The organism is Halobacillus mangrovi (assembly GCF_002097535.1).
GTDB classification, from domain to species: domain Bacteria; phylum Bacillota; class Bacilli; order Bacillales; family Halobacillaceae; genus Halobacillus; species Halobacillus mangrovi_A.
This window is the reverse complement of the sequence record NZ_CP020772.1, coordinates 1,113,878-1,126,927: the sequence shown is the minus strand read 5'-3', so window position 1 is coordinate 1,126,927 and position 13,050 is coordinate 1,113,878. Positions and strand designations below refer to the sequence as shown.

The 13,050-nt window shown below is 42.3% G+C and carries 12 protein-coding genes; all 12 read right to left on the bottom strand.

Annotated elements, in window-relative coordinates; all coding sequences use genetic code 11:
- Nucleotides 1–12: 12 nt before the first annotated feature.
- The 12 genes from HM131_RS05470 to HM131_RS05415 all read right to left on the bottom strand — a co-directional run bounded on the left by HM131_RS05470 (nt 13) and on the right by HM131_RS05415 (nt 12,780).
- Nucleotides 13–1,533 carry an acetaldehyde dehydrogenase (acetylating) gene (locus tag HM131_RS05470; protein ID WP_085028728.1) on the bottom strand — a complete coding sequence of 507 codons (1,521 nt, stop codon included), beginning with the start codon at nt 1,531–1,533 and terminating at the stop codon, nt 13–15.
- A gap of 21 nt (nt 1,534–1,554) precedes the next feature.
- Complete coding sequence (gene eutL / locus HM131_RS05465; protein WP_085028726.1) at nt 1,555–2,208, bottom strand: ethanolamine utilization microcompartment protein EutL; 654 nt, start codon at nt 2,206–2,208, stop codon at nt 1,555–1,557.
- 9 nt (nt 2,209–2,217) lie between these two features.
- Complete coding sequence (gene eutC / locus HM131_RS05460; RefSeq protein ID WP_085028724.1) at nt 2,218–3,186, bottom strand: ethanolamine ammonia-lyase subunit EutC; 969 nt, start codon at nt 3,184–3,186, stop codon at nt 2,218–2,220.
- Nucleotides 3,187–3,198: 12 nt separating this feature from the next.
- Nucleotides 3,199–4,563, bottom strand: a complete 1,365-nt coding sequence (locus HM131_RS05455; protein WP_085028722.1) for an ethanolamine ammonia-lyase subunit EutB — start codon at nt 4,561–4,563, stop codon at nt 3,199–3,201.
- A gap of 19 nt (nt 4,564–4,582) precedes the next feature.
- Nucleotides 4,583–6,010, bottom strand: a complete 1,428-nt coding sequence (locus HM131_RS05450) for an ethanolamine ammonia-lyase reactivating factor EutA (protein WP_232324879.1) — start codon at nt 6,008–6,010, stop codon at nt 4,583–4,585.
- Nucleotides 6,011–6,143: 133 nt separating this feature from the next.
- Nucleotides 6,144–6,659, bottom strand: coding sequence for a EutP/PduV family microcompartment system protein (locus tag HM131_RS05445; RefSeq protein WP_085028718.1), 516 nt, complete (start codon nt 6,657–6,659; stop codon nt 6,144–6,146).
- 17 nt (nt 6,660–6,676) lie between these two features.
- Nucleotides 6,677–7,018 (bottom strand): ethanolamine utilization microcompartment protein EutS, encoded by a 342-nt coding sequence (gene eutS, locus HM131_RS05440; RefSeq protein WP_085028716.1) that lies wholly within the window; start codon nt 7,016–7,018, stop codon nt 6,677–6,679.
- Between the two features lie 27 nt (nt 7,019–7,045).
- Nucleotides 7,046–8,335, bottom strand: a complete 1,290-nt coding sequence (gene eutH, locus HM131_RS05435; RefSeq protein WP_085028714.1) for an ethanolamine utilization protein EutH — start codon at nt 8,333–8,335, stop codon at nt 7,046–7,048.
- Nucleotides 8,336–8,433: 98 nt separating this feature from the next.
- Nucleotides 8,434–9,027, bottom strand: coding sequence for an ANTAR domain-containing response regulator (locus HM131_RS05430; RefSeq protein ID WP_085028712.1), 594 nt, complete (start codon nt 9,025–9,027; stop codon nt 8,434–8,436).
- A complete protein-coding gene (locus HM131_RS05425; protein WP_085031820.1) occupies nt 9,028–10,449 on the bottom strand; it encodes a sensor histidine kinase in 1,422 nt (473 codons plus the stop codon).
- Nucleotides 10,450–10,550: 101 nt separating this feature from the next.
- Nucleotides 10,551–11,402, bottom strand: a complete 852-nt coding sequence (gene eutC, locus HM131_RS05420) for an ethanolamine ammonia-lyase subunit EutC (RefSeq protein ID WP_085031818.1) — start codon at nt 11,400–11,402, stop codon at nt 10,551–10,553.
- A gap of 16 nt (nt 11,403–11,418) precedes the next feature.
- Nucleotides 11,419–12,780 carry an ethanolamine ammonia-lyase subunit EutB gene (locus HM131_RS05415; RefSeq protein WP_085028710.1) on the bottom strand — a complete coding sequence of 454 codons (1,362 nt, stop codon included), beginning with the start codon at nt 12,778–12,780 and terminating at the stop codon, nt 11,419–11,421.
- Between the last annotated feature and the right edge of the window lie 270 nt (nt 12,781–13,050).

The following is a 13,050-nucleotide window of genomic DNA, read 5'->3' as shown; positions in this document are numbered from 1 at the left end:
CTCCTAAGATTTTTATTGATATTTTTGTAGTACTTTACTTACGATTGCAGATACCGTTTGAGCATCAACTTCATCCGTATCTACTTTTTTCAATACTTCTGAAATTACTTTTTCGACATCATTTTCTTCCTTGTGGTTCTCTTTCACGTTTTGGGTGGAAGCGGACGGTTTAGGAATCTCCACTTCCTTCACTCCATAAGCTAGTCTTTTAATATTAATCAGGTGACGGGTCGTAATATTATCAGAGGTGATGTTACCTCCGTATGACCCGCAGCCGAGAGTCAGCGATGGTTTTAAATTTGTCGTTGCACCAACTGCCCCAATACTTGAAAGCGTATTAACCATCAATCTTGAGACCGGCATCTCCTCACCGAACATCCTTGCAATTTGGTCATCATTCGTGTGAATCGATAAGCTGTGTCCACGGCCGCCTAAATTCAAAAGCTCTATACACTGCTCTTTCGCTTGGTCTACATTGTCAACCGTATATAAAGCGAAGATCGGTGATAGTTTTTCAAGAGAGAAAGGAACATCTTTTCCTACTTGATTCTCTTCTGCAATTAAAAGCCTTGTATCTGGTGGGACATCCACCCCAGCCATTTCCGCTATTTTCCTTGCCGGGCGTCCGACGATATTCGGGTTTAGTTTCCCTGGAGCCGGAGAAATGAGTTTGGCTACTTTTTCTTTTTCAGCACCTTCAAGGAAATAGGCCCCATTATTTTTTAGTTCGCGAACAGCCATCTCCTTAATATTTTGATCGATGACGATCGCTTGTTCAGTAGCACAAATAGTTCCGTTATCAAATGTTTTACTGTCCACGACCATCTTGACAGCCTTTTTCACATTACAGGATTTCTCTAAGTAGACAGGAACATTTCCAGGTCCAACCCCATAGGCAGGTTTTCCTGAACTATAAGCCGCTCGGACAAGTCCTCCTCCTCCGGTGGCTAAAATAACATGCACATCCCTGTGTTTAATTAACTCTGTGGTCGCTGGCATCGATGGCTTCGAGATCCATCCGACAATCCCTTCTGGAGCACCCGCTCGAACCGCTGCGTCGTGACAGATCTTTAGTGCTTCAACTGTACACTTCACAGCAGATGGGTGAGGACTTACGACAATCCCGTTCCTCGTTTTCAAAGAAATCAATGTTTTAAAGATTGCCGTAGACGTTGGATTCGTAGTTGGGATAATTCCTGCTACAACCCCAAAGGGATAGGCAAATTCCGTAATTTTATTGGCTGAATCTTCATGGATCGCCCCCACGGTTTTGTCATTTTTGATGGATTCATACACATCTTTTGAACCAACTTGATTTTTTATTGTTTTATGTTCGACTACACCCATAGACGTTTCTTCTACAGCCAATTCTGCTAAATATTTCGATTTGTCGTAAGCAGCTTCAGCTACAGCGGCGACTACGCGATCAACTTCTTCCTGAGAAAAAGCTTCATAATCCTTTTGTGCAGCTTTCGCTTTCTTTACAGCTGTTCTCATTTCTTGCATCGATTGTAAATCGTGATCAAATTCCACTAAAATAACACTCCCTTCTCTTTAGCTCCGAACTGGATGACTGGCTACATCAATCACGGCTTGCCGAAACGCATCCGCCGCCGCCATACAGGAGGATTGAGAACCAGTGAGCAGCCCTCCTCCAAAGTTTGTTTCCGTTGGGGGACCATAAAAGCAGGCTAGTTCAACATCTGAAGCTTTTAGTGCCGCATCCAAGCCGTAGGTAGCTTCAAGCGGTGGAGCAATCAGATAAGCAATCGCTCCTCCTTGTTCTACCCCTGCTTCTTTGGATAAAAAGGATCCAGTCCTTGAAACGACGTGAGCATATAAGCTATGTGATTGTTCATCATCCAATGCTTCAAAATAAGCTTGGCCATCGACAACCTGGTGAATGACTTCCATGGCACTCTTCACTTCATCAGGATCCGGCCCTGCAACAACACCCATGAATTCACCGGATAACGGACCAGAAGAATGGTCAGCGCCGGCATAAAACGAGTGAGCATAAGCCACTTCCACGTCTGCTTTCTTTGTAGCTTCATCAAGCGCTGTGACGCCGACATCATCCATCGTTATTGTAAAAAGGCCAAGACTTCTTTGAGATGGACTCAAATTAAACTGCTTAGCTAGCATAGGATCTACGTTTGGAATGATACGGACAGAAAGAATCTCGGCATATATAGGCTCTAATTTCATTTCTATTTCCTACCCTTCCTTTTTCACAAGCTCGACGCCGCTTGCCTCGTAATCTAGTATTTTTTCTATGACGCCGCCTAAGTAGGCTCCCGCCTCCACTGGTGGAATGCCACCACGGTGAATATTGGAAACGACTTGTCGCTGAGATTCGATCGTCCCCTTTCTCGGCTTGTAACAAAGATAAGCGCTCATCGATTCCGCACTGATAAGCCCTGGACGTTCGCCGATCAAGTACACAATCACCTCAGGCTTTAACTCTTCTCCGACATCATCCATAGCAGCCACACGACCTTTTTCTATAAAGAAGGAAGTGCCGACATCAAGGCCGAGACTTTTCAGAGATTGCTGGAGCGATAAGTACACATCCTCCAGATTTTCATCAATCGCTTTGGAACTGAGTCCATCAGAAACGATGATTTGCACTTGAGGATTTTTCTTGCAGGCTTCCTGTATTTTTTCTTTCGCTTCATCGGAGAGCTTCCTGCCATAGTCAGGCCTGCGAATGTACGTTTCTTGGTCACTGACCTTTGTATTCACAACAAACAAATCCAAGTCCTTTAACAAACTGCGGTCGACATTCCCATAAACAGCATCAACTGCAGCTGCATGATCGTAACGAAAACGAAGCCATGTGTTCGTCTTCGGTCTGACCCCCGCTCGCCCAACTCCTATTCTTGCAGGCGTCTTACTCTTCAACTCTTGTAGATCCTCGCTATCACCTTTCTGAGTGGAAGATTCAGATTTTGTCTCTGAACGAGTAGGTTTAGACTCTTGTTGACGTGGAAACTTTGACAAAATAGCTTTTCCTTCTACAGGATTCTCTGCGTCTGTCGTTGATTCAATCGTTTTGAAATCATTATCGGAAGACGTGTGATTCCAGACCTTCACGCCAGAAGTTGTGGGCGGGTGATCTTTTTTTTGATGATTCATTTTTTCCATGACCAGACGAGTTACTTTTTCAATCGTTTCTTTATCCATTCGCATCACCTCCTATCGAGTGAATATCGTTGGATCTCCAGCACGGGAAGTCAGCTTCCCATTTTCCATAATTCCCATGTTCTCAAGCCAGCTTTCAAATTCAGGAGAAGGCTTCTTTCCAAACGTTTCTCTTAGAGTCGCTACATCATGATAGCTCATGGATTGATAATTCAACATGCAGTCATCCCCCATTGGGGTAGCAATGATAAAGTTGACACCAGCAGTAGATAGCAAGACTCCTAAATCTTCAATATCATTTTGGTCGGTTTTCATGTGGTTTGTATAGCAGATGTCTACCCCCATCGGGATCAGATGCATCTTACCCATAAAATGATCCTCAAGGCCTGCTCGGATCACTTGTTTGTTGTTGTAAAGGTACTCCGGACCAATAAACCCGACTACTGTATTGACAATGAAAGGGTCATAGTATTTGGCAAACCCGTAATTTCTAGCCTCAAGCGTCATTTGATCTATGCCGTGATGGGCTTCTGCAGATAATTCGGATCCTTGACCCGTTTCAAAATATAGACGCTGCGGACCTGTACCTGTCCCTTTCACTTTTGCCAGTTCGTTTGCTTCTTCGAGAATGGCAGCATCAATCCCGAAGGATCGGTTTGCTGTTTCTGTTCCGGCAATACTTTGGAAAATCATATCAGCCGGAGCTCCTTGCTCAATGGCTTTCATTTGAGCTGTAACGTGGGCCAGTACGCAATTTTGTGCGGGAACTTTCCATTCTTCCATAAAATCCTTTGTTGCGTGTAAAAGCCGCTTCACACTTTCAACTGACTCTTCAACTGGATTGATTCCGATTACCGCATCTCCTATTCCATATGAGAGCCCTTCTTTTAATGAAGCCATCATCCCATCTACCCGGTCAGTCGGGTGGTTTGGCTGCAGTCTTGAAGCCAGGGTACCTTTCTGTCCGATAGAAATATTGCATTTAGTTACGACTTCCAATTTGTTCGCCGCAAAAACTAAATCTAAGTTGGACATGATTTTTGTTACAGCCGCAATCATTTCACTATTTAATCCCCTGCTGAGCCTTTTCATGTCTTCTCCTGAGGTATCGCTGGAAAGAATGTATTCTCGAAGCTCCGCTACACTCCAGTTTTTTATTTGTTTATAAACAGGCTCATTGATTTGTCCATCAATGATACGAGAGACCTCATCATCTTCTGGAGCAAGCATAGGGTTCTCTCTAATATCTTTCAGTAACAATTCGCTAAGAACGGTTTTGGCTGCAATTCTTTCCTGAACGCTTTCTGCCGCAATCCCTGCTAGCCGGTCGCCTGATTTTTCTTCATTGGCTTTTGCAAAAAGGGACGTGAGAGAGGAAAATTGATACGTGTGATCTAAATGTGTTGTAGATAAATTCATGGAAGCGTCCTCCTTTCTATTAATGGAATGTCAGTGTTTTGATAACCACAGGCACGACTCCCGAATCCAGAGTAGAACCTATATCCAAGTAATCACCGTTTTCAACTTTGATCTGGTCGATACAGACAATCTCTCGGTTCTTGTTAACCACCTGAAGCGCTTGCCCCAGTGATTTGGCCAAGTCTCTTTCCAAAACAATAACGATAGGCTGATTACTTAAATCGTCGTTAAAGGCGTTTGTCAACGCTTCTGCTAACCGCTGGATATCCTTGAATCCTAAAAGTGGAAGATCAGAGAGATAGACCGCTATCTTGATTCCTTCTCTATTTGGATCAAAGACCTCTACGCCAGCTTTAATATTGTTTTTTAATTGTTGTAAGGCTCTGTCAAACTCCTCATCAAAGTTGATAATGTGCACGGGCATATTTCGAAGAGGAAGCGTTTGATTGTCGACCTGAATGGTCGCTCCACTGATTTCTGTCGTTTGGGTTCCGGCCCCGAGGACCGTAGCTCTCACTGTTTCGTTCGGTTTGATCCACTCTTTTTCACTCAGCTGTTGGTTATCCCTTAGAGATTTGGCTAGTAATACACCAATGTCGTCATAGAGATGGTTTGAAGCACAGCTATCAGGGAAGTATATGCATTCCGATACTCCTCCGGAGAACATGATCTTGTCTACCGGTCTGTTCCATTTGGGCTTATGCCCTAAGAGAAGAGGCTCGTCACCTTCCAACTTTCCATTCAGCATCTTGGAAACGACTTCCGCCATATAATCCGTTACACTTGATAGTTTCTCAGGATCAACGGGCTCTCCCTCTTGAACTGTCAAACCTAGATCCCTGGTGACTTTTTTGATTGGGTCTGCGATATATTTGATTTCGTTTTGATTAAATTCTATTAATTTTCCACCTACATGAAGCGTGCAGGTACCAAGCAGCTTTCCGTAATGGTAAACCGCGACGTTCGCAGTCCCACCACCAATATCGATGTTTGCAATGGTTTTGTTTGTCTGCTTCGATAGCTCATAAGCTCCGGAACCTTTTGCGGCAATAATGCTTTCTAAATCGGGTCCAGCAGTCGCTACTAAAAACTTTCCTGCATGATCAGAGAGATGATTGATCATGTCTTTGGCGTTTGACTTGGTTGCGGTCTCACCGGTTATAATCACTGCGCCTGTTTGGATCTCATCCGCTTTTATTCCAGCTTCCTCATATTGGTCTCGAACAATTTCATCGATTTTTTCCATGTCGATTTCTTTACCTTCAACTAATGGAGTCCGGAATATAGGGCTCTCATAGACGACTTCTTTATCAGTGATTTCAATACGCGGCATATGAGTCATACCAGCCGTATTTCTCAGTGATAATCTACTGATCACCAGTTTTGTTGTACTTGTTCCTATATCAATTCCTGCACTTATGATGACTTCAGTACTTCTACCACTCACGAAGCGCACCTCCACATGTACAAAAAAAAGGCACCTTACACAAACTATCCACGGGGATAGCTGTATAAGGCGCCTTTGCCATTTACCATTCATTTTTAAAGTGTTCTTAATCAGAATATTAAGTCATTCATGACTATTTGTAAAGGGTTTCATTAAAAATGACCTCTTCATTTCCCTCTTCTTCGACATAGTCTCTCATTTCTTGAAGACTATTGCATGTGACGAGTTCTTTGATGGAGTCCAGCCCTTTTCGATCCACGGCAGAAGTGATGACAATCGGCCCTTTAGGTATAACTTTTCGCAGCTGCTTGACCGCTCTCGAAAGGTCTGCTTGATCATCATCTGCTTTCGTGACAACGCCGATGGGGAGTTTATTCAACCCTGTACTGAAACCAGGCGGAAAAATCATCTTCTTCTTTGTAGCATCCTGAATAAATAAAACGTGAGTAACCTCTAGAGAGGTCGCCATAATATTTTTATAATACATAGGATTTTCTGTGTACTCTCCAGGTGTGTCCACAATCCAATCCTCATAGTTCAACGATTGAGTTTTCATAGCTTTTGCTTCGTGTCCAAGCAAGGCGTGAGTCAACGTAGACTTTCCTGCTCCGATCGATCCAATCATCATAGCACGATTTCGTTTGGACAATGATACGCCCCCCCCCCTTATGATTTCGTGATTTCTGAAGGAGTGTATCCAAGAGTTTCGGAAAGAAAACGATTGACTTCCCTCATCGATTGATCGACCTCCGAAACACTTCCTATCAACACAAGGCTCCCTGTAAATCGATCCAAAAACCCAATCTTTACATGGGCCGCTTTTGTTGCATAATCCCCAGCTATAATGACCGTTTCACTAGGGGTCAACGTAAGTATACCTAATGCCCCTGACTCCTCGATGCCTAGCTTTTCGAACATATCAACATCAGGATTAGCGATAAGGTGACTGAGAGTAATTTGTTTACCAGGAACAAATTCTTGTATAAAGCGTTTCTTCTCTTCGTTCATTGGGTAATCCTCCTGATTTCTCCTTGATTATTTTGCTTCCTTTTTTGATTCCTCAGCAGCAACGACATCACCTTCAAAAGCTTCCTCTTCAACATATTCGTCTTTTGCGATAACCCCGGTCTCCCGGTCTATACGCTCCAGCTCTCTTGCCTTCGGTACAGACAGCCAGTAAGCCAGTCCAATCGCAATTACACCTGCTGACAGCTTTCCAGCAATGATAGGAAGAATCAAGGTAGGCTGAAAGTTAGCTGTAAAGGATAGGTGATCTCCTAACAAGAAAGCTGCACACACGGCAAAAGCAATGTTGATGACTTTATCCTTCGGAGGCATATGACGAACAAGTTTGAACATAGCTAGGATATTCGCAATGGTAGCGACTAAACCAGCACTCCCTACAGAGCTTAATCCCAGTTTCTTACCCATAGCTTCTAGTGGTCTTGAAGCATATTTTCTTAGTAAATAAACCATTGGGAAGGCACCCGCAAGCATGATTCCGATATACCCCGCAGTTTCAAGCGCCCTGAACTGATCTTCAGAATCGGCCATAATTGGATCGAAGCCCCAAACACCAAATACATTCGTAAATAGACCTGTAAAGATTTCAACAATGGAGAAGACCAATACTAATTTGATCGCTGCATCTAAGATTCGTCCAAACCACATAAACCCTTTAATCATAATATCGGGCAAGAAATACAACCCAGCGGCTAGAATAATTACAAAAATTAGAAGCGGCGTAAGGTTCATGAATATTTTTAAGTAACTGAGTGTAAATTCATAGGTAGACTCCGTATTAGTAGAAACAACTTCTCTCACTTTAGAGTTCGTCAACGTGATGATGACACTTGAAATGAATACTCCAATCGGGATGGTCAGTAAGCCAGACATAATCCCTAAGGCCATGAACTTATGGTCACGTTTATCTAACATCGCAAGACCCATAGGGATAGAGAATACAATCGTTGCCCCGGCCATGAAACCGACAATCAAAGCCATAATCCATCCTTCATAAGACTCTTGAAGCGCTTGGGCTAACTGATATCCACCCATATCCGATGCTAAGATTGTCGTAGCTGCAATCGCTGGATCCGCTCCAATTTTTTCAAATAGCGGACCAACAACCTTATCTATCGCCCAGGATAAGAACGGAATGGAAGCCATAATTCCAGCTGCAGGAACAAAGATGTGTCCAATAGCGTGGACCCCTTCCATAAACTGACCGCCAATTCCATCCTCACTATTCTTAATGGAAGCAATCGCTCCAATAACTGCACAGGTCATAATAATATAAATGACAATATTACCGATTAAAACCATCCAACATCCCTACCTTTTTAAAATTTTTATAAAAAAAAGATGCTAGAAAAACAGTAAGGGCCCCTCACTGCTCTTCTAGCATCTTTGCTAGTTTGTATTCACTTGGAAGTGGTTAACGGCGGTTCTGAATATTTCTTTAATATCTTCAAAGCTACTTTCTCTAACGGCATCTGCTTATTCATACTGATTTCTCTCATCTTTTTGTATGACGCTTCGTCAGAATAACCAAAGTGTTCCATTAATAATCCTTTGGCGCGCTCTACAACTTTCCGCTTCTTCAAACGATTATCTGCTTCTTTGACTTGAACACGATACCTTTCCGAAACCATTCCTTGATGAAGGGCAATCTCTACAGCTGGAATTAAACGATCTTCTGAAATGGGTTTTACGATATAGCCTACAATATTCGCTTCTTTGGCTTTTTCTATAAACTCCTGCTGACTATAAGCCGTTAATAATAAAATGGGTATATTGTACTTTTGAGAAATGATCTTACTAGCTTTTAGACCATCAAGCTTTGGCATTTTGATATCCATGATGATCAGGTCAGGCTCCAGCTCATGGGCAAGTTCTATGGCTTTTTCCCCGTCTCCTGCTTCACCCGCGATGTTAAATCCTGCATCTTGTAAAAGCAACGCAATGTCCATCCTTACTATGGATTCGTCTTCTACCAGCAAAATTCTCTTACTCATTTAAACCCTACTTTCCTTTGGAAATCTGAGTCTGGCTTCCGTTCCTTTTTCCATTCCTGCGATCTCAAACTCTCCTGATAAATCATGCTCTGCCATTCGCTTCACAATATCCAGTCCTAAGGAAGATGTATTCTTCCCTTTAAAGCCAACACCATTATCACGTACGATCACATCCATCATCCTTGAATCCTGATTGAAAATGACATCAATATGCCCACGTGCTTTTCCTTCAAAGGCATGGTTCACGCAGTTTTGTATAAGCTCATTGATAATCAAAGCGATCGAAACCGCACGGCCTGACTCAATCGTCAAACTGTCACCAGAGTAATCAATCGTGACTTTTTTACTTGAATAACCGGTGTAAACAAGCATATCCCCAATTCTTTCAGTCAGTTCATAAATATCCACTTCATCAATGCTGCTATTGGAAAGGATCACTTCATAGACAGAAGCAATGCTTAATATCCGGTTTAAACTCTCCAGAAAATAAACCTTGCTTTCCTCTGGAATCCCTCTTCGCATCTGCAACCGTAAGAGACTGGCAACCGTTTGTAAATTGTTTTTAACCCGGTGATGAATTTCTTTGATGGCAACTGACTTAATAATTAATTCTTTTTCTTTTTCTCTTAGGTCCGTGAGATCTCTTAGAATAATAAACATGCCATTATATTTTTCATTCAAGGGCAAACGAATTTTTTTAACTTTAAACGTTTTATCGAATGCTTCCATTTCGGTAACTAATAATTCCTCTTCTTTCTCCACAATATCAGTTAAAATGGGCAGATGTTCGACTAAATTCTCGCCGTAATCACAGTTTGTCCCCTTGAGCTCATGAAGGAGATTAATCGCCGCCGGATTAGAATATAAGAGTTCCCCATCAAGTCCGACGAAAAAAAGAGCCTCTTCCATAAGTTCAGGAACTAGCGGCTGTTGATCTGCATGGCCTAACAAAAGACCGCTTAAGGATTCTGTCGTCTTTGACAGCGCTTCCAATTCTTCCCGATCTTCAACCTGTTCACTGATGTCCTTCTCCATGATTAAAGCACCAATGACCACATCTTCATCGTTGAAGATAGGCACGACGCTTTGTTCCACTTTTTTACGTTCTTGAGTGATCGCACGGTTAGAAGTCATTGCATTTCCAGACTGCAAACAGTAAAGCACGGCCGGCTCAAATGTCTCATATGCAATGGTACCTACAACTCTGTTTTGATAGATCGATTTCACTGTCGTAGGGGCAGCTTCCGCCACCACAATCGCATGTTTTTCATTCGTTAACAAGCAATCGATAAAGACATTGGCCTTTGATAAATCTGCCATCAGCTGCATGCTATTACTGACTTCTTTAATCTTTTCGATATCACTCGTTTCTAAACTCGTCTTCGATTTACATAAAGATTCAATTTCTTCAATGTCTATCATAGTTAAGTTTTCTCCTGTGGTGAACTGTTCTAATTGAAATTCCTCTTCCAAACTATTAGAATTATAGACTTGAAGAAAATGTTTGTCAATATTCTGAATAATCATTGCATTTGTGAAAACTTAACCCCACTAGCTTTAGATTGAAGCATCTTTTCGATAATATCGGCCAAATACGCACCTGCTTCGACTGGTGGAACACCACCTTCGTGGATATTCGAAAACACGGTCCGGTCAGCTTCAACGCTTTCTTTATTCGGTTTATAAATGATATAGGCACTTATACTTTTTGAAGTAGCGAGCCCTGGTCTTTCTCCGATTAGTGAGATGACGAGATCACAATCAACAAGGGAGGCAACTTCATCTTGTATCCATACTCTGCTTTTTCTGATAAAAATTGGATTGCCCATGCTAATATTTTTAGCTTCTAACCCTTGGATTAAAGTTGGCAGCAAGTCAGGGATTGTCTCTTCTATTCCAGTAGAGCTCAGCCCATCTGAAACAACAATTTGCACCTGTTTTCCTTTCGTCGCCTTTTCAGCCAGCCATGAACGAGATTCCTCATTCAACTTCCTGCCTACATCTAAATTCATCAGGTATTCCTCCATGGAAGTTGCTTTAGAGTGGAGGATAGGGAGATCCATACGAGTTAAAACATCATCCCCAACATCTTTAAAAACGGCATCTTGAGCTGCTGCATGATCGACTCTGAAGTCTAAGTAATTTTTCGTTCTCATCCGTGTGCCCGAACGGCCGATCCCAATTCTAGCAGGGGTTTCTTTTTGTACCTGTTCAACGTACTCACGATTTTTCGGCTCGTCTACTCCTACCTTCTTTTCCTGCCGATAGACGATGTGTTTATTCTTATACTCTTGTGTATACGGTTTGCTTGTTGTTTTGTTGCCCTTATCCTCCATTTCAGAAAGAACGTCTTTAACAATCTGCTCAATGTTCAACCTCTCACACCCCTTCTCAATCAAATATAGATAAGTCTCCTGCATATTTCGTCAGGCGTCCTTCTTCCATAATCCCCATCTTTTCCAGCCATTTCTCAAACTCGGTTAAGGGCCTTAACCCTAGCATCTCTCGTAAACTGGCATCATCATGGAAACTTGTATCCTGGTAACTGAGCATCACATCGTCTCCACCAGGCACCCCCATGTAAAAGTTCGCTCCTGCTACTGTTGTTAACATACCAGCGATTTCCTGATCATTTTGATCCGCACTCATATGATTGGTATACGTAGGCGCAATTCCCATTGGCAAGTTATGCAGTTTACCCATAAACAAATCTTCTAAATCTGCACGGATCATTTGTTTTCCATCATATAACGTTTCTGGACCTATAAAGCCTGAGACATTGTTTACCATGAACGGCTTCCATCTCCGTGCGTATCCATATGTTCTCGCTTCCAGCGTTTGCATATCTACCCCTGAATGCCCGTCCAATGAAACCTCAGATCCTTGTCCTGTTTCAAAGTAAAAGAAATTGGGACCAGCAGAAGTGCCTTCAGATTTCATCAATTCGTAGCCTTCATCGAGAAGCTCTTGATTGACACCGAAATCGTCGTTAGCCAACTGAGAACCTGCCAAGCTTTGAAATAATAAAGCAACTGGTGCTCCTTTCTTAAGCGCTTGCATTTGAGTGGTTACGTGAGCCAGCACACAGTTTTGAGTTGGGATGGCCCATTTCTGCATGAATTCATGGCTCATTGTCAGAAGCCTTGCCACCGAATCAACGGCTTCATTATTTGGATTGATGCCAATTACTGCGTCGCCAGACCCATATGATAGTCCTTCTTTAATAGAAGCTAAAATTCCATCAGGGTTATCAACCGGGTGATTAGGCTGACAGCGAAAGGCCAGTCTGCCAGGCTCGCCGATCGTCGTATTACAATGCGCTTGATGCTTCATCTTCTGGGAAGCTAAAACCAGATCGATACTCGACATTAATTTAGCTACAGCGGAAATCATTTCACTCGTTAAGCCTCGACTTAGCCGTTTTAAATCATTAGAATTAGTTGAATGACTCAGAATATACTCACGAAGTTCACCTACTGTCCAGCCAGATATTTCTTTATAAACGAAATGACTTACATCATCATAAATCACCTTTGTTACTTGATCAGACTCATAGGATATCACCGGATTCTCAAAAATGTCTTTGAGCTGAAGTTCACTTAACGTGTACTTAGCTGCCATTCGTTCTAAGGAAGATTTCGCACCAATACCTGCCATTACATCACCAGATTTTTCTTCGCTGGCTTTTGCCAATACATCTTTAATGGAGTTGAAATAGTACGTCTCATTCCGTAATTGACATGATAGCTTCAAATACATTCACCTTCTTTGTAGTAGTTAAAATAAAAAAGGCGCCACGATCGCTAGGATAACCTAACGAAAGTGGCGCCTTCGCCGAATAGATTCACTTTCTACAAAGTATATCAAAAGTTTTTCTGAAAATACAGACTTATTTTATGTGGATTTATTTACCAGCATATCGACTCACAATATGCCAAACAGAACATAATGTAAGTCAGAAAATGATGAAATAGAATATTTCCTGGGAAATTACTATCTTTTCTAATGAAATTTGGCATATGA